The 21,517-nt window shown below is 69.5% G+C and carries 19 protein-coding genes; 11 read left to right on the top strand and 8 right to left on the bottom strand.

The window, feature by feature from the left end:
* Positions 1-93: 93 nt before the first annotated feature.
* Positions 94-840 carry a phosphotransferase family protein gene (locus tag ABD844_RS41465; RefSeq protein WP_344891296.1) on the top strand — a complete coding sequence of 249 codons (747 nt, stop codon included), beginning with the start codon at positions 94-96 and terminating at the stop codon, positions 838-840.
* Between the two features lie 103 nt (positions 841-943).
* On the opposite strand, the gene ABD844_RS41460 is transcribed toward ABD844_RS41465, so the two are convergent.
* The gene (locus tag ABD844_RS41460) at positions 944-1,474 is read right to left on the bottom strand and encodes a hypothetical protein (RefSeq protein WP_344891293.1); all 531 of its coding nucleotides are present in this window, start codon (positions 1,472-1,474) and stop codon (positions 944-946) included.
* A 257-nt stretch (positions 1,475-1,731) separates the two neighbouring features.
* Here ABD844_RS41460 and ABD844_RS41455 point away from each other — a divergent pair, with 257 nt between their 5' ends.
* The 4 genes from ABD844_RS41455 (at position 1,732) to ABD844_RS41440 (ending at position 4,734) form a co-directional block, all read left to right on the top strand.
* A complete protein-coding gene (locus ABD844_RS41455; RefSeq protein ID WP_344891290.1) occupies positions 1,732-2,334 on the top strand; it encodes an RNA polymerase sigma factor in 603 nt (200 codons plus the stop codon).
* A gap of 25 nt (positions 2,335-2,359) precedes the next feature.
* Positions 2,360-3,052, top strand: coding sequence for a hypothetical protein (locus ABD844_RS41450; RefSeq protein WP_344891286.1), 693 nt, complete (start codon positions 2,360-2,362; stop codon positions 3,050-3,052).
* A 350-nt stretch (positions 3,053-3,402) separates the two neighbouring features.
* Positions 3,403-3,798: a hypothetical protein gene (locus tag ABD844_RS41445; RefSeq protein WP_344891283.1), complete on the top strand. Its 396-nt coding sequence runs from the start codon at positions 3,403-3,405 to the stop codon at positions 3,796-3,798.
* A 201-nt stretch (positions 3,799-3,999) separates the two neighbouring features.
* The gene (locus ABD844_RS41440) at positions 4,000-4,734 is read left to right on the top strand and encodes an SDR family NAD(P)-dependent oxidoreductase (protein WP_344891280.1); all 735 of its coding nucleotides are present in this window, start codon (positions 4,000-4,002) and stop codon (positions 4,732-4,734) included.
* Between the two features lie 87 nt (positions 4,735-4,821).
* Here the strand turns inward: ABD844_RS41440 and ABD844_RS41435 are convergent, their stop codons facing one another.
* The gene (locus ABD844_RS41435; protein ID WP_344891277.1) at positions 4,822-5,205 is read right to left on the bottom strand and encodes a winged helix-turn-helix transcriptional regulator; all 384 of its coding nucleotides are present in this window, start codon (positions 5,203-5,205) and stop codon (positions 4,822-4,824) included.
* A gap of 76 nt (positions 5,206-5,281) precedes the next feature.
* Between ABD844_RS41435 and ABD844_RS41430 the strand changes: the two genes are divergently transcribed.
* Positions 5,282-6,805: an MFS transporter gene (locus ABD844_RS41430; protein ID WP_344891274.1), complete on the top strand. Its 1,524-nt coding sequence runs from the start codon at positions 5,282-5,284 to the stop codon at positions 6,803-6,805.
* 105 nt (positions 6,806-6,910) lie between these two features.
* Here ABD844_RS41430 and ABD844_RS41425 read toward each other — a convergent pair whose 3' ends face one another.
* The 3 genes from ABD844_RS41425 to ABD844_RS41415 form a co-directional block, all read right to left on the bottom strand.
* Positions 6,911-7,309 (bottom strand): zinc-binding dehydrogenase, encoded by a 399-nt coding sequence (locus ABD844_RS41425; protein ID WP_344891271.1) that lies wholly within the window; start codon positions 7,307-7,309, stop codon positions 6,911-6,913.
* Between the two features lie 112 nt (positions 7,310-7,421).
* The gene (locus ABD844_RS41420; protein ID WP_344891268.1) at positions 7,422-8,684 is read right to left on the bottom strand and encodes an MFS transporter; all 1,263 of its coding nucleotides are present in this window, start codon (positions 8,682-8,684) and stop codon (positions 7,422-7,424) included.
* Positions 8,685-9,027: 343 nt separating this feature from the next.
* Positions 9,028-9,816 (bottom strand): MBL fold metallo-hydrolase, encoded by a 789-nt coding sequence (locus ABD844_RS41415; protein WP_344891265.1) that lies wholly within the window; start codon positions 9,814-9,816, stop codon positions 9,028-9,030.
* A gap of 87 nt (positions 9,817-9,903) precedes the next feature.
* Between ABD844_RS41415 and ABD844_RS41410 the strand changes: the two genes are divergently transcribed.
* From ABD844_RS41410 to ABD844_RS41395, 4 genes are all read left to right on the top strand, one after another.
* A complete protein-coding gene (locus ABD844_RS41410) occupies positions 9,904-10,503 on the top strand; it encodes a CGNR zinc finger domain-containing protein (RefSeq protein WP_344891262.1) in 600 nt (199 codons plus the stop codon).
* Between the two features lie 119 nt (positions 10,504-10,622).
* On the top strand, positions 10,623-11,267 hold the full coding sequence (locus tag ABD844_RS41405) for a hypothetical protein (RefSeq protein ID WP_344891259.1): 645 nt from the start codon (positions 10,623-10,625) through the stop codon (positions 11,265-11,267).
* A gap of 131 nt (positions 11,268-11,398) precedes the next feature.
* Positions 11,399-11,872: an NUDIX hydrolase gene (locus ABD844_RS41400; protein ID WP_344891256.1), complete on the top strand. Its 474-nt coding sequence runs from the start codon at positions 11,399-11,401 to the stop codon at positions 11,870-11,872.
* 235 nt (positions 11,873-12,107) lie between these two features.
* On the top strand, positions 12,108-13,124 hold the full coding sequence (locus tag ABD844_RS41395) for a hypothetical protein (RefSeq protein WP_344891253.1): 1,017 nt from the start codon (positions 12,108-12,110) through the stop codon (positions 13,122-13,124).
* Positions 13,125-13,421: 297 nt separating this feature from the next.
* On the opposite strand, the gene ABD844_RS41390 is transcribed toward ABD844_RS41395, so the two are convergent.
* From ABD844_RS41390 to ABD844_RS41380, 3 genes are all read right to left on the bottom strand, one after another.
* Positions 13,422-14,378, bottom strand: a complete 957-nt coding sequence (locus ABD844_RS41390; RefSeq protein WP_344891250.1) for a hypothetical protein — start codon at positions 14,376-14,378, stop codon at positions 13,422-13,424.
* A 1,448-nt stretch (positions 14,379-15,826) separates the two neighbouring features.
* Positions 15,827-17,404, bottom strand: coding sequence for an MFS transporter (locus ABD844_RS41385; RefSeq protein ID WP_344891247.1), 1,578 nt, complete (start codon positions 17,402-17,404; stop codon positions 15,827-15,829).
* A gap of 82 nt (positions 17,405-17,486) precedes the next feature.
* Positions 17,487-18,248: an SDR family oxidoreductase gene (locus ABD844_RS41380; protein ID WP_344891245.1), complete on the bottom strand. Its 762-nt coding sequence runs from the start codon at positions 18,246-18,248 to the stop codon at positions 17,487-17,489.
* 159 nt (positions 18,249-18,407) lie between these two features.
* On the opposite strand from ABD844_RS41380, the gene ABD844_RS41375 reads away from it, so the two are divergent.
* A partial coding sequence (locus ABD844_RS41375; RefSeq protein WP_344891241.1) for an AfsR/SARP family transcriptional regulator occupies positions 18,408-21,517 on the top strand: 3,110 nt, incomplete at its 3' end.

Here is a 21,517-nt window from a genome sequence, read left to right as displayed (position 1 = left end):
CGTCGTGAGTGAGAGCGGAGTGCCGGGACGCGGTCAGCCGGGCAGCCGGGCAGGCGATTAACTGGTGGTGACGTCGGTGGTCATCCCGCCACAATGGCCGACATGAAGGATGTCAAGGTTGTTGTTGCCCATCATGATTGCGCGACGCTGCGCGTCGGCGACGTGTTCCTGAAGATCGACGCTGATCAGACGCGCACCGACGTCGAGGTCGAGGCGATGGCCATGGCACCGATCCCGACTCCGGAGGTCCTGTGGCGGAAGCCGCCGGTGCTCGCGCTCGCCGCCCTCCCAGGGGCGCCACTCGGCCGCCTCGGCGAACCGTCGACCGCGTCGTCGGCGGCGTGGGCCGCGGCGGGTGCCGCCGTACGGATGCTGCACGACGCACCGCTGCCGCCATGGCCTGGTCCAAGTCTCGACGAGTTGGCAGCGCACCTCGACAGCGAATGCGAGTGGCTCATCGCGAACGACGTCCTTCCCGCCGACCTGGTCACGCGCAACCGCCAAATTGCCGAGGCTGCGCTGCGGCCGTGGACACCGGTGTTCACGCACGGCGACCTGCAGATCGCCCACGTGTTCATCGACGGTGACAAGATCACCGGCGTGATCGACTGGACCGAGGCGAGCCAGGGCGATGCCCTGTTCGACCTCGCCGTCTTGACGCTCGGACACGAGGCACACCTTGGCGACGTCGTCGCCGGCTACGGCACCGACGTGGACCTCGACGTGATCCGCGCCTGGTGGTCGTTGCGAAGCCTGCTGGCGGTCCGCTGGCTGGTCGAGCACGGCTTCGACCCGTCCGCGCCAGGCTGCGAGGTCGACGTGCTGAGATCCCGGCTGTGAGGCCGCCCGAGCCTCCCGACGCCGCCCAGACGGAACTGCTCTGAAAAGGCGTGGCCGCGTGCCGACTGGTGACCTGCCGGGATCTGCGGCGGCGCGCGTGGTCTCAGCCGCCGGGGCCGGTGGGCTGGATCGGGGCGCCGTCGCCGTTCTCGGGCAGGTCGCCGCGCTCGACCGGGCTCGGCGGCGGGGAAGGCGTCCCGTCGCCGACGGCCGGCCGGGCGCCCTCCGCCGCCTGCTTCAGCACGGCCCGCTCGACCTGCTCGGCCTGGCTGGTCAACCGCACGTAGTGACTGGCGCGCACCGCGACGTACTCCTGCCGCCCTTCATGCTCGGTGTACCAGCCGTCGCCGTCCCGCTCACAGGTGCCGACGCACTTGTACGGTCCCCGATCGACCCGCAGCTCCACCTGCTGGCCGCCGGGCGCGGTGTAGACGGCACCGAAGCCTTCCTCGCCCACCGCCCCGGCCGACTGCTCGGCCAGCTCGTATCCGGGCAGGTCCACCACGTACATCAGGTCAGGCGCCACGCCCTGCCGGGCAGCCTGGTCGATCACCGTTTGGCTCAGCGCCGAGCCGGAGCCGCAACCGGACAACACGACCAGCACCAGCATTGCGGGCAGCGTACGCATAGACATCCTCCCAGGATGACGCGCGCAGGATTCGATCCGGCTACCGGAGCCGGAAACTTTCACGGCAGTCAGGGATCGGTGGAGAGAACCGGCTGTGATCGTACGCGGGTGGGATCGGGAGTTCCGGCCTCGCCCGACTTCGGACACGCGTCAGCCCAGGCCGTCGGCGCCGACCGTGGGGACCGTCGCGACGGCCGACTCATCGAGCGCAAGCGGAGCCCGGAACGCCGGAACTCGCCGCGGCGGACGGACACAGATGGGATGTGACCCACCAACCACCCGGCCCTGAGCCGAGCGACGCCGCCCTATGGGATCAGCAGACCGCGGAAGCGTTCGGTCTGCTGTTCGACCGCCATTCCCAAGCCGTGTACAACCACTGCTTCCACCGGACCGCCGACTGGGCCACCGCGGAAGACCTGACGTCAGTGGTGTTCCTGGAAGCCTGGCGCCGCCGTGGGTCCATCCGCCTGGAGAGGGAATCCGCGCTGCCCTGGCTGCTCGGGGTGGCCAACAACGTCGTACGCAACCAGCACAGGTCACGCCGCCGCCACCGGGGCGCGCTGGACCGGCTCCCGGCCCAGACCGCGGAGCCCGACCACGCCGACGACGTCGCCGGACGGCTGGACGACGAGCGGACGATGCGTCGCATCCTGGCCCTGGTCAACCAACTGCCCCGGTCGGACCAGGACGTGATCGCGTTGTGCGTGGGAGACGGGCTCGGCTACGCCGAGGCCGCGCTCGCCCTCGGCATCCCGGTGGGGACGGTGCGATCGCGGCTCTCCCGGGCCCGCCGCAGGCTCCGGGAACTCGAGGTCGCCCACGGCCACGAACAGGGTGAGGCCGAAGCATGGGGGAGCGTTGGATGACGCTGCCGCTGTCAGAGGAGGAGACATGACACTACCACCCTGGCCCGACCGGGATCTCCCGGCGGCTCGTCGACCTGCCCTGCGGGAGCATCTCGTGGCCGAGATCTCCCGGCCCCGGCGTCGCCTCTCCCGGCGCGCGGGCTGGCTGGTCGCGCTGACCGGCGTGGTGACCGTCGCGGCGGGGGGAGCCGCCGTGGCCGGCCAGGTCTGGGACGGCGGCGGCGCGGCCACCACAGAAAGCGTCGCCTGCTACAGCACCGCCAGCCTCCGGGGCGACACCGCTGTCGTCAGCAGCCGCGATGAGGATCCCGTGGAGACGTGCGCCGACCTGTGGCGGGAGGGAGCCATGGTGGAAGGCGTCAGCCAGGCGCCTCCCCTGGTGAGCTGCCTGACCGATGGGGGACCCGTCGGAGTCTTCCCCGGTGGGGAGGAAACCTGTGCGGCACTGGGGCTGCGTTCCAGCCGCGACGTGGGTCCCGCCGAACGGGCCGAGGCGATCGGCGTCCGCGCCGTACGCGATGAGCTGATCGCGCGGCTCAGCACCAGGTGCGTGCCCAAGGAGGAGGCGGTCTCCGTGGTGCGGAGCGTCCTCACGGCAAAGGGCCTGCACGAGTGGAGCGTGCGGGTCGAGCCGAGTGCCGAAGGCGGCAAATGCGCCACGTTCGGCATGGATCAGAAGACCAGATCGGTGTATCTCGTCATGATGAACCATCCCTGACCGGGGCAGGTCGTCGGTCAGCGCAGGAGCGGTGCCGAGGTAGGCGAGCAGGGGAGCGGGCGCTCGTGCGCTCGCTCCCCTGTGGTCGGGTGGGAACCACCACGCGTGGTCCTGGGACGTTTTCCAGAGCTGATCAGAGCCGCTTGATCCCGCGGCGGCGCAGGTGCTCTCCGCCGGGCCTCCCTGTGCCCGTGGACTGCCGGGGAGTGCAGCAGGGATGGCGACCTTACCTTCCCGCTATAGCGACACAGAGTAGTTGATCACTACGTTCAGTAACTACTCCGGTTCGGAGACATGTCTGGACGGACCCCTCCCGGGCCTTCCCCCTAGTGCGATTGGGAGACATTCGCATGCCCAAGATCACTACTGTGGCATTGGCCGGCGTCATGGCGGGCGTCGTCAGCATAGGCGGCGCGGTCGCCGCGTATGCGGCGCTTGGCGGCGCCCAGGGCCCGGGCGTCCGTGCCGCCGCCGTCGTCAACGCCGACGGCAGCGTGGTCCGCTCGAAGGGCGTCACCGGCGTCCGCAAGCTCGCGACCGGCCGATACTGCATCGAGCTCGACTCCGACTACGACGCCTCGCGCAGTGTGCCGGTCGCCACCAAGCGCTGGGGCGCACCCTGGAACTCCACCGTGTTCGTCAACGCCAACACCACCGACTGCGGCAGCGCCGAACGCCACGTTTTCGTGGCCGGCGGCAACGACGGCGCCGGAGCCGACCTGCCGTTCCACGTGATCGTGCCCTGATCCGACGTGCCCGGCGCGGCGGTGCTCGGCGCGCCGGGCTGTCCGGCTACGACCTCCTGGCCACGGCCCGCGGACCCATGGGGTCACCGAGCTTGAATCTGATCATTAAGTCAGGCGCTTCATCAATTGTCCGCCGGGCGTGAATGGCATGGACTTCGTCACGTGACACATACAGCTTCTTCCTCTGCGAAGAGAACGGCGATGGTGACCGGGGCGGCTCGTGGCATCGGCGCCGCGGTGGCCAAGCGACTGGCGCGGGACGGCCTGGCGGTGGCGGTCATCGATTTGGACGAGGCGGACTGCGCAGGAACCGTCGAGGCGATCAGGAGCCAGGGCGGGGCCGCTCTGGCGCTGGCGGCCGATGTCGCCGACGCAGGCATGGTCGGCGAGGCCGTCGCGAGGGTGGTTTCCGAGTTGGGGCCGCCGACGGTGCTCGTCAACAACGCCGGCGTCGGCCCGCGCGCAGATCTGGTGGAAATGACCACCGAGCAGTGGGACATGGTCTTGGGAGTCAACCTGCGCGGCCCCTTCTTTCTCACCCGCGCGGTTGCCCCGTACATGATGGAGGCCGGGTGGGGACGCATCGTCACCATGTCGAGCATCTCCGCCGCGGGAGACGCTGCCCGGGTTGACTACGCCAGCGCGAAGGCCGGGCTGATCGGCTTCACCAAGTCGCTGGCCATCCAGCTCGGACGGTACGGCGTCACGGCCAACGCCATCGCGCCGGGCTTCGTCGTGAGCGATATGACCAGGGCCTCGGCGCAGCGGCTCGGCCTGGAGTTCGAGGAGTTCCAGCGCAAGGCGGCCGAGTCCATTCCGGTAGGTCGGGTCGGGCAGCCGGAGGACATCGCACACACCGCTTCCTACCTGGTCAGCCCGGAAGCGGGGTTCGTCTCTGGACAGGTCATCTACGTCGCCGGCGGACCAGTGAGCTGAACCGCCCAGCGGGGAGCCGCCCCGCTGTCCGGCCGTGATCACCTTTGACAAGGGCTTCCGGCCCTGTATGCCGGGGACCCGGCGGGACTACGCGCGCCCCGCGAGGTTCGTCGTCTCTTCCTGGGAACGGTGCGAGGTGAGATACCACTCGCCCCACTCGTCGAGCAGCAGGACGATCTTCTCCAGGCTCCTGCCCGTGGCGGTCAGCGAATACTCGACCCTGGGCGGCACCTCGCGGTAGGCCGTACGAGCGACCAGTCCGTCGGCCTCCAACTCGCGGAGTTGCCTGGTCAGCATCCGCTGCGTGATCCCGTGCATGGCGCGCATCAGTTCGCCGAAGCGGTGCGTCCTGTCGAGGAGTTTGCGGACGATCGCCAGCTTCCAGCGACCGCCGAGCATCTCCATGGCCACCTCGACGGTGCAGTGCTCCGGTAGCTGATCGAGGTCGCTGCGCACGTCGGTTACCTCCATAGGTATACAGATTGACACTACAGCACAAAAATGACCGTACTTGCCGCTTCGGCAGCCAGGTGACGAAGCTGATGGCATGTCCCTCGACGAAAGCGCCGATCCGCGTGCCGCCGAACCCGCCCGCGGCCATCCCCGCAGATGGGCGGTGCTGGCCGTGCTCTGCACGAGCCTGTTGCTCGTCGGTATCGACCTCACCGTGCTGCACGTCGCCGTACCCGGAATCACCCGGGACCTGATGCCGGACGCCGCGGAGCTGCTGTGGATCGTGGACGTCTATTCGCTCACCGTGGCGGCGCTGCTGGTCACCTTCGGGACGATGGGAGACCGCCTGGGGCGGCGGCGAGTGTTGTCGGCGGGCTTCGCCGTCTTCGGCGGGGCCTCGGCCGCCGCGGCACTCTCCAGTACGGCGGTGCAGCTCATCGGCGCCCGGATGCTGCTCGGCGTGGGTGCGGCCATGATCATGTCGTCCACGGTGGCTGTCATCAGGTCGGTGTTCCCGGACGAACGTGAGCGCGCGGTGGCGCTCGGGCTGTGGACGGCCGCCCACAGCGTGGGTGCCACGATCGGTCCCGTCGTCGGCGGCGTCTTGGTGGAGCGGTGGTGGTGGGGAGCGGTGTTCCTGGTCAACGTGCCGGTGGTCGCCCTCGTCCTGATCGGTGGCCGGCGGTTGATCCCCGAGTCCAGGGACCCCGTGCGGCGTCGATGGGATCTGTGGGGCGCCGTCCTCTCCGCCGCCGGCCTGGCGATGGTCGTCTTCGCGCTCAAGCGGCTGGGCGGCGAGGGGGCCGTGATGACGATCGTCCTGGGGGGTACGGGGCTCGTGCTGCTGGGGGCGTTCGTCGCGCGGCAACTGCGGGTGAGCCGGCCGTTGCTCGACCTGTCGTTGTTCGCTGATCGCCGCTTCAGCGTCGCGGTCTTCGGCGTACTGTGCTGTTTCGGGAGCTATACCGCACTGTTGTTCTTTCTGACGCAGTGGCTCCAACTCGTCGAGGGCCGTTCGCCCGTGAGTGCCGGACTGGTGCTCATGCCGCTGGCGGCGGCCAACGCGGTCGGGGCGACGGGAGCGCCTTGGGTGGCGGGGCGGCTGGGACTCCGGGCATCCGTGACGGTGTCTTTGGGGGCGTTCGCCGCGGCGCTCGCCGTCCTGGCGGTGGTGGGTGCGGACGCGCTCACCGCGCTGATCGCGGCGGGTGTGGGGGCCGGTGTCGTGATGACGCTCGGCGCTCACATCATCATGTCGGCGGCGCGCCCGGAACGAGCAGGGGAGGCCGCCGCGATCCAGGAGACGTCGTTCGAGCTCGGGGCCGGGCTCGGCGTCGCCGTTCTGGGAACCGTCCTCGCGTCCATCTACCGGACGGCCCTGCCGGCCGTGCCCGGGCTCCGCCCTCAGGACGACACCGTGGCGCGCGAATCGCTCGGCGCGGCCATCGCGGTCGCCGCGCGGCTGGATCACGCCACCGGCGCCGCCCTCCTCCAGACGGCCAGAATCGCCTTCGACCACGGGTTCACCGTCATTCTGGCCATCGCCGCCGTGGTCCTGACGGTGGCGGCGGGGCTCTCCGCGGTGTTGCTTCGCGACCGTGTACGCCGCGCCTCCTGACCTCGCCCGTCCGGCGAGGACGCCAGAGGGCTGCTTGAGCGGGTACGCCACGCTTTCCGGCATGCTCCCAGCGCGCCCGCTATCGCGGAAGGTCTGGTTCCGTATTCACCACGATCTTGCCGAGATAGTGGCCGTTCCCGCTGAGCCGATCGCGAACGCGTCGGCCCCCACCTGCCCGCCGACCCCGTCGAAGACCACGTCGAAGGCGTCACCCGCGACGACGTCGGGGTAGTCCACGGCCTGTGCCGCGCCCAGTTCCAGCGCGCGTTCGCGCTTGGCGGCGCCGTGCGCCGATCCCACCACGTGGGCCCCGGCCCTGGCGGCCAGCTCCACCAGCGCGAGCCCGAGCGCCCCGCCGGCCCCGGTGACCAGGACCCGCTGGCCCAGCTCCAGCTCCGCCGCCTCGATCAGGCTGAACGCCGCCGGGCCCACCTGCAACAACGCGGCCGCCTGGCTCATCGGCAACGCCTGCGGAACCGCCACGGTGGTGGCCAGGTCGGCCACGGCCCGCTCGGCGTATCCGCCCCCGGACGGCAGCAGCGCGTCGCTGTCCTTGCAAACGCGTGCCGTTCCGAGACCGGCGTACCGTTCTGCCGGAAGTGGGTTGGGCCGGCGCTCACCGGCTGCGTGCTGCGGCGACCGCCGGCACGATGGCGAGCGCCAGGATGCCGCCGCCGACGGCCAGAAGGGGGTAGCCGGCTCCGGCGACGACGAGACCCGAGGCCATGCCGCCGGTGGCGCCGGCGATGGCGACGGAGACGTCGACCAGGCCCTGGGTCTTGGCGCGGGTGGCCAGCGGGACGGCGTCGGTGATGATCGCGGTGCCGGTGACGAGGCCGAGGTTCCACCCCAGGCCCAGCAGCGCGAGGGCCGCCGAGAGCGAGACGACGGAGTCGTCGGGGGCGTTGGCGGCAACGATTCCGGCGGCCAGCAGGGCCAGCGCGGAGGCGATGGCGATCGTGAGGGGTCCGTAGCGGTCGACGAGCCAGCCGGTCAGGGGCGACGGCAGGTACATCGCGCCGATGTGGATGGCGATGACGAGGCCGGAAGCGGCGGTGCCGTGGCCGTGGTCGTGCATGTGGACGGGTGTCATGGTCATGATCGCGACCATGACCAGTTGGGTGAGCACCATGACCAGCGCACCGGCGAGCACGCTGACGCGGTGGCTTTCGACCGCCGTTGGCAGAAGGCCGCTGGTATCGCCTGGCTGCGCGTACGCCACGGCGGTGCGTTCGGCCTCCAGGGCACGGGCCAGCAGCAGCGGGTCGGGACGCAGCCAGACGGCCAGGACCAAGGCGGCCAGCGCGTAGGCGATGCCGGCGAGAAGGAACGGCCCGGCCAGGTAGGGGATGCCGAGGGTGAGAGCAAGGTCGCCGGTGGGTGCGGCGAGGTTGGGGCCCACCACGCCGCCCACCGTGGTGGCGACCAGCACCGTGGACACTGCCCGGGCGCGGCGCGCGGGGACCGCCAGATCGGCCCCGGCATAGCGGGCCTGCAGATTGGTGGCCATGCCGGCGCCGTAGACGAGCAGAGAGAGGAACAGCAGGACGGAACTGCCGGCGACGGCGGCAGCGATGACGCCCGCGCTGCCCACGGCACCGGCCAGATACCCGGCGGCAAGGCCAGGGCGGCGACCGCGGGCTTGCGAGACGCGCCCGACGGCGAAGGCCGCCAGCGCGGAGCCGGCGGTGCCCAGGGCGCTGGGCAGACCGGCAAGGCTGGTGGAGCTGAGCATGTCCTGCGCGAGCAGGGCACCGACGGTCACACCGGCCGCCAGTCCGGCACCGCTGAGTACCTGAGCGGCGACCAGGACGATCAGGGTACGGCGCTGCGCCTGAATGCGTGGGAGATCCTCGATCCGGGCAGGCACGGTAGTCACGACGAGAGAGTCCTCATGAATTCGATGGGCGTGGCCCGGCCGGACGGCGCCATCGGCGCGGTTCCGACAGGTGAGGTCGACAAGAGACGAAGGAACGGCCCGAGGGAGGAACGCCGCACGGGCCGACGAGCCCAGGCGCGAGGCCGGATTCGGAAGGCGTCGACGAGGTGGGCGGCCGGGACTCCAGTCAGGCGCGGCGGCCGCCGGTTGCGATCCTCGCCGGAGGTGCCGCAGCGGCCCGGCGACAGCGCACCGCCCTCAACGGTGTGGCGGGCCCAGCCGCTGAAGGCTGCGAGCTGACCGGCCCTGCCGAGGCATCGGTTCGGACGTCCGGGCTGCGCGGTCAGCCCCGGACGCCCAGGTCCAGGCAGTCGATCAGTCCAGCTTCGGTGAAAGCGGCCACCAGTTCGTCACGGCCCTCGGTGAAGTGGGCCCAACTGTCGTAGTGGACAGGCACCACCCGGCGGGCGCCGAGGATCTTTGCAGCCTCGGCGGTTTGGGCGCTGTCGAGGACGATGAGCGCGCCGTCGAAGAGGACGCGGAAGCGGGGAGCCCCGGCGAAGAGGATGGCGGTCTCTACCGGGCCGAAGCGTTCGGCGATCTGCTTGACCATGTCGAGCGAGGCGTTGTCGCCGCTGACGTAGACCGTGGGCAGGCTCTCCCCGGTCAGGACGAATCCGACGACCTGGCCGGTGATCGGTTCGACGTCCTCGCGTGCGCCGGGCCCGTGGACGGCGGGCACGCCCGTGACAGTGATCGTGCCGCCGCCGGGGCGGTCCAGTTCGATCGACTCCCAGTCGGCCAGGCCCTTGGCCCCGTTCCCCAGGCGCTGCCCGCCCCCCGGCGTGGTGAGGGTGAGCGGGACGTCGGCGAGCAGTGCTCGGCCGGAGTTGTCGAGGTTGTCGGGGTGCTCGTCGTGGGAGAGCAGGACCACGTCGATGCGGCCGAGGACGGCCGGTTCGGCGGAGGAGGGCGCCGTCTTGGTCAGCTTGCCGCCCGGTACGTGGTAATCGCCGGGAGCGTCGAAGGTCGGGTCGGTCAAGAATCGCAGGCCGCCGTACTCGAAAAGGGCGGTCGGGCCGCCAAGAACGCGGACGGGGATCTGCTCAGTGGACGTGCTGGTGTCAGGCATCGAGAAACCTCACGGATGGGAAGTGGTTTATCCGTGAAGGACGGTAGCGGTGTCTCACGGATGAGCGCAAGCCGTACCATGAGAGCCATGAGCGAGTCCCCGACCGCCGAGTCTGTGCTGCCGCCCGCGCCTGGGGCGGAGGCCTACCTCGCCCTCGACTTTGTCAACAGCGCCATCGCGCTGCCTGGAGGGCAGTTCATCGATCTCCTCGGCACCCCTGAGGCGACGAATCGGTGGCTCACCGAACGCGGCCTCGCTCCGGCCGATGCCGGGGTGCAGGACATGTGCGCGACGCAACTACGCTCGTTGCGGGAACACGTCAGGGCCTTGTTCGCCGCCCGTGTCGCCGGGCTGCCCGCCTTGCCCGCGGCTCTGTCCGCCGTCAACGACGCGCTGAGCGGGGCCCCCACGGCCGCCCTGCTGTACTGGGACGAGAAGAACGGCCCCTACCGCGCGGCACCGTGCCCCACCAACGCGATCCTCGACCGCGCTCTTGCGACCCTTGCGGCCAACACGGCCGACCTCCTCACCGGCCCCGACGCCGACCGCCTCACCGCCTGCGGTTCCACCTCCTGCAACCGCTTCCTGCTGCGCCACGGCCGCCGCCACTGGTGCTCCGTCCGCTGCGGCGACCGCGCCCGCGCCGCCCGCGCCTACGCCCGACGTACTCAGTCGAAGGCGGACTGAGACCCCGCATCCCGGCGATGCGGGCTCATTGTGCGGCAGCCCCTACCCAGGACGACGACGGCGCCATCTCTATGAGCTGTGAACGACGCAGGCCGCAGGAATTTTCGTATGGTGAAAATGTGTTCTTCGAACCCCCTCCGGCTCAGGAAGAATCAACTCGTCCACGCAAGCCTGGACTGCCTGCTTGGTCCGCTCCGCCGGCGGACGAGATGGGCGCGGTGATGGTCAGCCGACTGGCGCTGGCCCGCACCCCGAATGTCGCCATTACCTTGCCAACGATCCAGGCATTCAGCACTGGCTGCCTGATAAACGTGGACATCGTCACGAGGCGACAGGCTCTGTCTCCCGACGACTTCCAGGCCCTCCAGTTATCCGTGTTCCCTCATATGATCATCGGGGTGAGGGCCGACGGGCCGTTGCCGGGCCAACTGCTACGGTTCGGCGTGCGCTTCGCCGACGGAGCCAAGGCCACCACCGTCGGACAACGTCTGGACAGAACACAGCTCCCGCAGACTCCGCCGCCAGGCCCGCAGCTATCCTTGCTGCTCCCCGGCATGTCCATGCGCAGCGGTGACGAGGATGCAGATGTCCTGACCATGGGGCTGTGGCTCTGGCCCTCGCCTCCCCGGGAGAGCTTCGAATTCGCTGTGGAGTGGCCCGTCGGCGGTATCGAGCTGAGCATCGTCGAACTCGACGGCGCGGCCATCGCGGACGCCGCCCAGCACGCAGCCCCGTACTGGCCGGAATCCCCGCAGGACGGGTAAACCCCCGGCCATCCGCGACTACGCAGGAGCCCGTGTGTGCAAGTCCGCGATCGCACTTCAGTCCTGGCCTTGGACGTCGCGTTCATCCTCATCTTGAGTGTCCGGGAACACCTTCAGATGGAGGATCAGAGATGGGTGACGTTCTCGCCGTTGACGAAGCCGGGAACCTTCTGACCGCGTTTCATCCGTCCGCAGAGGTGGCTCGCTTCGACGACGGTCCCATGCCGCTGGCGCTGGTGGCGGTGTGGCGCGGTGAAGAGCTACTGCTGGTCTTCAACCGTCGACGTCGATGCTGGGAACTGCCTGGTGGCATGATCGACCCGGGCGAGACACCACGCATGGCGGCCGTGCGAGAGTTGCGGGAAGAGACCGGCCTGAACGTCGCCGACCTCGTGTTCGTCGGACACGCGCGCTTCCTGCTCGGCCCCGAGCGGCGCGTCGAGTACGCGGCCCTCTACACCACGCGTACCAGCGCGCGCCCGGACTTCACCCCCAACGAGGAGATCAGCGCGATCTGCTGGTGGGACGGCAGCCGACCTCTTGCCGGCCACGTCCAACCGCTGGACGCCTATCTGGGAGAGCTGACCAGGGCCAGGTGGCTGTGAGCACGCCTCTCGGGAACGGAGCCGAGATCGCCCAAGTCGCGAAACCTACAGCGGAGCGACGGCAGCCACCGTGAGGTGGGCGGCCACCTCGCGGGCCCCAGTGGGTCGGCAGGCAGACGCACCAGGGAGCCTGACGCGCCCGGCGGGCCCATGCCCCTCCAGGCCGCGTCGCCACGTCCGCGATTCAACATCATCGGCTCGGGACAAGCCCGACGAGCAGGGCTACCCTTCGATAATGTCGCCCCTTTTCCCCTCGCTGGGCGCGGTGGCGCTCGCGACAGCCGCTTTACTCCCCACCTCCTCGATCACGCAGACGCAAGAAGCGCCCACCTCCGCGGCGGACCGGGTCTTACGGGTCTACAACAACAACATCGAGAACCTGGTGAGAAACAATGCCGACGGCACCTGCACCCGGATCTCAGGCCCGGACCACCTCACGTCGATGCTCGTCGACGACAACGGCAACACGGGCACCTCTGGCGTGCAGGCTCCCGATCTGCTGATCGTGCAACAGGTACGCGGCACCGGACAGGCCACGGCGTACGCCGACCAACTCGGAGCCAAGTTCGGCTATCCGGCGGGCACCTACAGGGCACTCGTGGCCTGGGACGACCCCGAGGAGTGGGGCAGTTCGCACAAGTGCAGCCAGCAGTCGCTCGGCGACCTGAAGAAGCGGCAGACCAACGGGATCATCTACAACACCAGAACGCTGAGCCTCGCGGCCGGTGACATCTCCAAATACTGGAGCGCGGGCTGGCTGAAGCCTGGCACACCGTACAACGGCGGGGCCGGGTGCACGCTGTACAAGCCGCCGAACAACGACGACGGCACCACCAACGAACACAAGTGGAAGCGCACCAGCGCCCTCGCGGCGAGATTCACGATCAGGGAGACCGGGACGACCGTCTTCGCCGCGACCATGCACCTCCCGGAACAGAACGGCGGGAACGCCTGCGCGGGTGCGGGCTACACGGGCATCGCCGACTCCGGCATCCACGTCGGCACGGACGCCACGAGCCTGATGAACGCGTCAACGATCCGCGTGATCGGGATCGACGCGAATCGCACGAACATCGCCTCCACCACACTCGGCGGCTTCGGTATGACCGGCTACGGAGCAAAGGCAACCAGCGGCTCCAGGAAGATCGACTACCTCTTCGTCAAGGGCGCCGTCCGGCCGTCGAACATCGACCACACGGTCGGCAGCACCAAGTCGAACCATCTCGCGCTGTACGGATTCATCGACTTCTGAACCCCACGGCACCGGCAAACCGCTGGACTGTCCGGCGGCAACATCGATCGGAATCCACGACCCGCGCCCGGTCTCGGTACGGGTGTCCTCGACGCGCCGCCCCATCAGGCGGGCCGACGGCCGCGCGGACGACCCGGCGGCGGGTGACGTAACTGCTGCCGGTGGGCGAAGCGGGAGGGCAAGGCCAACTGGAGGGGGCCCGTGGCGGGGTGAAGGCAGGCATGGGTTCTCTGGAGAAGGTGCACGAAAGGCGACGCCCTCGCCGGACCGGGCGAGGGCGTCGGGATCGCGCAGGGGTTACTTGCTCTGGCAGCTCTTCGAGCGAACCTCGTACCAGACGATGCCTGGAGCCTGGAACCGGATCGCGAAGCACTGGTTCTTCCTGGCGGCTTCCCGGACCTTGTAGATGGCCGAGGCCCCACCCGCCGTGTAGGCGACCTTGCAGATCAGCTTGGCCTTGCCCTTGAGCTTGTCGCAGGCACCCTTCATCGCCTCGATGGCGCCGGCGACGCCGGCGACGAACCAGGCGTTGTAGAGCTTCTTGGTCAGGCTCTTCGAGAAGATCAGCCGGCACATGGCCTTCCACCACTCGCACTGCAGCTTGAGCGCGGGGTCGGCGACCACGGGGTAGGCGGCGCCCGCGTGGTTGACCGTCTGGATGAGCGTCATGCCCTCCACCCGGTACGACGTCGGCACCGGGTTGCCGTTGGCGTCCTTGGCCCAGGGCAGATCGATCTCGGCCAGATAGAAGTCGTTGTTGTAGATCAGGACCGTGCCGTCGTCCTCCTCGACCTCCAGCATCGAGCCCTCGGGCGCGGAGATCGGGAAGCGGTACTCGGTCGGTGCCGAGGAGTCCTTGATGATCGTCAGCGCGCGGGCGATCTGACCGGTGCGCTGGTGAGCGTAGGCCACGCTGGGCTGGTTGGCGGCGTAGGTGACCAGGCCGGGCAGCGGCTGGTTGCCAGCGCCGCTGGCCTCCGGAAGGCCGATGCCGATGTCGGTCTCGCTGACGGTCGCGACCAGCGTACGGTCGGGGTCCGTCGCGATGCCGAACGGCCGCTGGACGTCTCCGTCCGGGATCTCGGTCGGCGGGACGGTCTTGGCCTCCTCGACGATCTCAGGCACCACCTGGGTGAGGGCTGCCAGGGCAGGGTCTTCCTGCGCGGCGATGGCCGGGGTACCTGCCACGGTCGCGCTGCTGAGTGCCAGGACCGTCGCTAAGGTGACGACGAATGCCCGAGCGGAAATGCGCATGGATGTCCTTCCACGGAGGCGGGAGAGAACTGCACAAACGCCGCAAAAGTAGAGATCATCGGCAACCAATCGGGTGATCTTGGATGGCCGCACCGTAAACGTTTGCCGTCTTCCGGGCCGTAGGCGGGAGCGTGCTCGGCGGCAAGCATCTCGGCCCACCTGCCGACCAGAACTTCGCCACGGACGGCAGCCTGCGCGGTGCGGGCAGGGTGCGGATTCGCGAGCGATGGTATGACGAGCGGCGACAACCCCGAGGTGGTGACAGTCCACACCGATCTGCACCGCGGTCACCATGCTGGGATCGAGACCGGATCACACTCCTGGGCACCTTCCGCATCGTCCGCCGCCCGGTCACCGACCCTGCGGCCCTTCCTCTGAGCCTCCCGAGCCACCTACCTGCCTGACGGCAGGTAGGTGGCTCTGGACCCTGTCTCGCACCCCCCGACGGAACTTCTTGTGGCGTGACAGGTCTATCCCTTCGGTAATGAATACGGCGTCCGTGAAGGCGTCAACGCTCATGGAAGATGCCTCCCGCAGCAGTCGCTCTTGCTCCTGAGAAGGGAGACAAAATCCAAAGTCAGCACACAACTCATGCAGGAGCCACTGAACTTCACTCCTGGTAGCCACCCGAGATCTCACCCAGCACCGGCCATTAGGTGCTGGGTGGACTTCTGGGCGCGAAGAGCGGCCTGGACATTCCTGTCGGCGGAACGATGGCACGCCAGTCAGAGCTTTTCGTGGGTCCAACCCGCACGCCAGGTCCCGTACGTGATGTCGTACGCCTTACCGCATGTACCGGCCCGGCTGCATGCATGCTTCCCGATCTTCAGTCGGCTGACCTTTCCGCTCGAAATGCCGTAGTAATCGAGCCTCCACCTCCAGAGATTGGGCCCGATTCCTTTGGTGCAGATCTTCGTGACGCGCGCGCGATTGTAGGCCAGTTGCCGAGCTGTGCTCTTCCCCGTGGGGACCCCGAACGCAAATCTGATGTGACGCTCACCGACGCCGTACCGCGTGATGCTGGTCTCGTACGAGTCTCCGGCGGCCCCCTGCTTACACGTCGACGAATACTTGGTGTACAGGAAGCCCGGAGACGCTGAAGCTGCTTGCGGAGTGACCAGTACCGCGCCCATGGCAATCATGGAGATGGCCAGCCCCGTAGAGAGCCGCCTTGTCGTTTGCATAGCCGGTTTCCGCACGACCTCGCCCCTTTCATCGAATAAAGCCGATAACCAGACCGTACATATGGGCGGTATATCGGGGGTATGTCGGTGCGTTACAAGCTCCAGAGTCACCTGAGGGTGTGCCCAGCGTCGTCACGTGCAGTTGTACCTGATGCCTTGAGGTCGAAGCGCGGAGCCGCGTGCCGTTGAGCGGTGCAGGGCCGAGGAGTCATTAGAGTGCCTTTCCGGGCGCAGGTTCGAAATCATCACTCTTGAACCGTCGATCTAGAGGGGGATCGCCTCGGTGGTCTCCGCAGGCTGCGCCGCGGCCGCGTTGTCGGGGGGTACGTGGCGGAGCATCGTGAGGGCGAGGATCGTGAGTGCGGTGACCAGAATCGCTCCGATGAGGGCGACGACGTTGAGGCCGGATGCGAAGGCCTCGCGGGCGGGTGTGATGATCTGGTCGGCCATCGATCCGGGCAGGTCACGGGTGGCGTCCAGGGCCCGGGCGAGGGTGTCGCGGCTGGCGTCGGCTACCCCGGCAGGGGTGTCGGCGGGGAGTTCGTCGGCGACGCGGTTGCGGTAGACGGTGGTGCCGAGGCTGCCCAGGGCTGCGATGCCGACCGCGAGGCCCAAGTCGCTGCTGGTCTGCTCCAGGGCGGAGGCGGCACCGGCCTTCTCTGGGGGCGCGGAGCCGACGACGAGCGAGACGCTCAGGCCCATCACGGGGCCGATGCCGGTATAGATGACGCTGAAGCCGACGATGACGTAGGCCAGTCCGTTGTCGCCGGCGTCGGCCTGGGTGAGAGTGACGTAGCCGATGGCGGAAAGGATCAGTCCGACGGCGGTGACGTTGCCGGGGCGGATCCGGCGGGCCGCGATCGGGGCGAGCATCGAGGAAGCGATCAGGAGCCCAGCGGCGGGCAGCAGCCACAGGCCTGCCTTCAGTGGCGTGAGTCCGGCGACCATCTGCAGGTACTGGGTGACGAAGAGGTAGATGCCGCCCATGGCGACGGCGGCGAAGAGCATCACGCCGAGGGCGACGCTGAAGGCCCGGCTGCGGAACAGGCTCAGGTCCAGCATCGGGTTCTCGAGCCGTAGCTGGCGGCGGGTGAAGACGATGCCGAAGGCCAGGCCGACCACCACGGCGATCAGGGGCGCGCTCTGCATACCGTGCTTGGCGATCTCCTTGATGCCGTAGATGGCGGGCAGGATGGCGGCGAGGGACAGGACGATGCTGATCAGATCGATCCGGCCTGCGTTCTCGTCCTTGTACTCGGGCAGCAGCAGCGGTCCGATGATCAGCAGCAGAGCCATCACGGGGACGGCGAGGAGGAAGACCGAGCCCCACCAGAACGCCTCCAGCATGGCGCCGCCGACGACCGGGCCGAGCGCGATGCCCACGGAGAAGCTGGCGGCCCAGGTCCCGATGGCGGTGCCCCGCTGTTTGGGGTCCTGGAACATGTTGCTGATCAGGGCAAGTGTGGAGGGCATGAGGGTCGCGCCCGCGATGCCGAGCAGAGCCCGGGCGATGATCAGCATCTCGGGGCTGCTGGCGTAGGCGGCGAGCAGCGAGGCGGCACCGAAGGCCAGCCCACCGCTGAGCAGCAGCTTGCGCCGGCCGATACGGTCGCCCAGGGTACCCGCGGTGACCAGGAACCCGGCGATCATGAAGGCGTAGATATCGATGATCCACAGCATCTGGGTGCTGCTGGGTGCAAGCGCCGCTCCCAGGTGCGGCACCGCCAGATGCAGGAGGGTCACGTCCAGCGACAGCAGGATGCTGGGCAGGGCCAGCAACGCGAGCCCGGTCCACTCTCGCCGGCCGGCTCGTGTACGGCCCACGGCCCTACTCGAAGTCATGGGTCTGACCTTTCGGTTCTTCTGTTCGCGGGCCGCCGCCCCGCACATGGGCCGGGCGGCGGCTGGAGAAGTGGGGGTTGCCTCAGTGCGCGCTGCTGAGGCCCTGGGCGAACCCGCCGTCGACCGGGAATTCGGCGTTGGTGGTGAAGGTCGCGTCGGCGGCCAGGAAGAGCGCGGCTGCGGCGACCTCCTCGACGGTGCCGTTGCGCTTCAGCGGAGTGGTCTCGCTGCCCTGCCGCTCGAACTCGCGGCGTTCTTCCTCGGTCAGCCCGGCGACGCCCATGGTGGGCGTCTTGATGTAGCCGGGGGCGACGGAGTTGACGCGGATCTTGCGAGGCAGGAGCTCGGCCGCGAGGACGTGGGAGATCGCGCGCACCGCTTCCTTGGAGCCGGAGTAGGCGCTCAGGCCGGGGAAGATCAGGTCGTTGGCGACGGTGGTGAAGACGATCGCCCCGCCGTCGTTGATCAGCGGTGACAGGCTCTGCACGGTGAAGAAGGCGCCCTTGGCGTTGACGGCGAAGTGCCGGTCCCATGAGTCCTCGGTGACCTCCTCGAGCGTCTGCACCTCGGCGATGCCGTGGTTGACGAAGAGGTAGTCGATGCGGCCGAGCCTGTCCTGCACGGTGGCGGCGAGGGCGCGGATGTCGGCCATGCTGGCCGCGTCGGAGCGTACGACGTGCGCGGCTTCGGGCTTCAGCTCGGTGCGAGCCTGCTCGATCGTCGTCTCGTTGCGGCCCGTGAGGACGACCTCGGCCCCGCCGTCCAGGAGCGCCTTGACGATGGCCAGGCCCATTCCGTGGGTACCGCCCGTGACGACGGACTTCTTGCCTGCGAACTTGCTCATCATTGACTCCCTGGTCATACGGTGTGCGAGGTGCGTGTGGTGCGCCGGTTCCGACTGGCGCACCACAGAGAGTGCGGGCAGGGACTCGCGGTCTTCTGTCGGTCTGCTTGCGGTGCGCTGACACGCCGGGCAATGACTACGTGGCCGTACGGTGAGTTCATGCGTTTCGGGGTGTTGGGTCCGCTTGCCGTCTGGTCGGCGGACGGTGAACTTGTGGTGGTGCCGGAGTCGAAGGTGCGCGCGCTGCTCGCGGCTTTGCTGACGGCCCGGGGGCAGGTGGTCTCCGCCGACCGGCTCGTGGACGAGCTGTGGGGCGACGCGGCGCCGGCGAATCCCGCGGGTGCCCTGCAGACTCTGGTGTCGCGGCTGCGGCGGGTGCTCGCCCGGTCCGGAGGACAGGGTCTGGTGGTGCGCCGGGCCCTCGGCTACGTCCTCGACGTGGCGGACGAGGCCGTGGACGCAGGCCGGTTCACCGCGCTCACCACCCGGGCCCGGGCCACCGCCGACCCCCGCGAGCGTGCCGCACTGCTCACCGAGGCGCTGGCGTTGTGGCGCGGCCCTGCCTTTGCCGACTTCATCGACGAGGATTTCGCACGCGCGGCCATCACGCGCTTGGAGGAGCAGCGCCTGCTGGCCATCGAGGAACAGGCTGAGGCCCGCCTGGAGCTGGGCGAGCATGGTCTTCTTGCCGGGGAGCTCGGCGACCTGACCGGCCGCCACCCGCTCCGGGAGCGGCTGCGCGCGGCCCACATGCGGGCTCTGTACGGCGCGGGCCGGGCGAGCGAGGCCCTGGACAGCTATCAGGATCTACGCCGCCGTCTGGAGGAGGAACTGGGCCTTGAGCCGGGTCCTGAACTGTCCGCCCTGCAATGGGAGATCCTGCAGCAGGACCCGGCCCTGCAGGCCGTCCCGGCGCCCGCGCCCGCTCCACGCCGCCACACCAACCTGCCCACCCCGGCCACCGGCCTGATCGGGCGGTCGGACTCTTTGAAGGAGGTCCGCGCCCTGATCGCGGCGGGCCGCCTGGTGACGTTGACGGGGCCCGGCGGGGTCGGCAAGACACGCCTGGCGGTGGAGGTGGCCTCCGGCCTGACCGGCTCCTACGCGGACGGTGTCTGGCTGGTGGAGCTGGCCGCGCAGGCCGTCTCCACCGAGTCCGGTGCGGCCACCACGGGCGAGGAACTGGCCGAAGTGGTGGCCGCGACGCTGGGCGTTCGGGACGACGCCAGTCCTGGCCCCCTGCCGGACAGGCGGCCGCGCACCCTGCTCGACCGCCTGTCCGACACGCTCCGCAGCCAGCGCCTACTGTTGGTCCTGGACAACTGCGAGCACGTCATCGAGGCCGCCGCGGACCTGGCCCGGGCCCTGCTGCGGGCCGCCCCGGGAGTACGGATCCTCGCCACCAGCCAGGAACCGCTGAACATCTCGGGCGAGCAGGTGTGGCCGGTGCCCCCGCTCGACCCGCCCGCCGACTCGGCCGACCAGGCGGTGCTGCGCACGTCGAGCGCGGTGCAGTTGTTCCTCGAACGTGCTGTCGCCGCCGCGCCCGGCTTCGCCCTGTCCGACGACAACGCCCACGCGGTCGCCTCCATCTGCCGCCGGCTCGACGGAATTCCGCTGGCCCTGGAGCTGGCATCGACTCGGGTACGGGTCCTTGGCGCGCGTGAGCTGGCCAGGCGTCTGGACGACCGGTTCCGGCTGCTCACCGGCGGCCATCGGGGTGCCCCGGCGCGGCAGCAGACCTTGCGCGCGATGATCGACTGGAGCTGGGAACTGCTCACCGCGGCCGAGCAGGCGGTGCTGCGCCGGCTCGCCGTCCACTCCGATGGCTGCACCCTGGAGGCCGCCGAGGCCGTCTGCGCCGGTGCCGGTGTGAAGCCCACCGAGGTCCTGGACCTGCTGACCCGTCTGGTCGACCGTTCCCTCGTGCTGGTCGCCCACGAGGCCGACGGCACCCGGTACCGGCTGCTCGAGTCGGTCTCGGCGTACCTCCTGGAGCGGCTGCGGGAAACCGAATACGAGCGGGTACGGCGCGAACACGCGCACTATTACGTGGAGTTCGCCGAGCGGGCCGACTCTTTTCTGCGCGGCGCCGATCAGCAGCACTGGCTGCGGCGCCTGGACGCCGAGACCGCCAACATCCGCAGCACACTCGACAGCGCCGCCGCCGACGGCGACGGTCGCCTGATGCGACGGCTTGTCCACGCGATGGCCTGGTACTGGTTCCTGCGCGGCCGCCTCACCGAGGCCAACCGCTACCTCACCCTGGCCCTCGCCCTGCCGCAGAATCCTCCCGATGAGGGCGCGGCGGACTCCGCAGCCGACCGGGTGCCGGACCGGTCAGGGACCGTGGCCTGGCAAACCGGGATGAGCCTGCTGTCCGGCTCCCCGGACGGGCCGGCGCGCCGCAGCCGGGCCGTCCTCGAGGTGTACGAGGGCATCCGCGACCCGCACGAGCGGACCAGGGCGGGCTGGCTGCTCGGCTTCGCGGTCACCCGGTTCGGTGACTTCGCGGTAGGCGAGGAGCTGCTCAACCGGGTACTGACCGAGTCCCGCGCGCTCGGCGACCGCTGGGCACTCGCTGCGGGGCTCAGCACCCGGGGCATGCAGACGTACGTGTGCGGCGATCTGAAGGCTTCCCGGCGCGACGGAGAGGAGAGTCTCAATCTCTTCCACCAGGCCGGTGACCAGTGGGGGCAGCTGCAGGCCACAGCCGTGCTCGGGCGGCTCGCGGAGATCGAGGGCGACTATCCGCAGGCCGCTCACCTGCACCGGGAAGGGCTGCGGATGGCCGAGGACCTGGGGCTGTGGACCGACGCCTCGATGCGCTGGTCCGAGCTCGGCAGGATCACCCTGTTGACCGGCGACTACGCCAGGGCCGAGGAGTTCCACGAGCGGGGCCGGCGCCTTGCCGTCGAGCAGGGAGACAAGCCGGCTGAGGAGTTCGCCGAGATCGGGCTCGCCCTGGGGGCACGCCGGCAGGGTCGGCTCGACCGGGCGGAGTCGTATCTGCGCCGCTGGCTGGAGTGGAATCGGCAGTTCGACGCGGAGTACGGAGCGGCGCTGATCCTGGCCGAGCTCGGCTTCGTCGCGGAGCTGCGCGGGGACGCGGAGACGGCGCTGGCGCTGCACCTGGAAGGGCTGGCCGCGGCCCGGGACACCAGCGATCCGCGGGCGCTCGCCCTGGCCTTGGAAGGGCTCGCCGGGGCGCGGGCCCTCGCCGGACACCCCGCGCGGGCCGCGCGCCTGCTCGGCGCGGCGTCCGCGGC

Origin of the sequence: Nonomuraea antimicrobica, assembly GCF_039536965.1 — a bacterium.
Classification (GTDB): domain Bacteria; phylum Actinomycetota; class Actinomycetes; order Streptosporangiales; family Streptosporangiaceae; genus Nonomuraea; species Nonomuraea antimicrobica.
The sequence above is the reverse complement of the archived record's forward strand: the minus strand, read 5'-3'. Positions and strand labels throughout refer to the sequence as shown.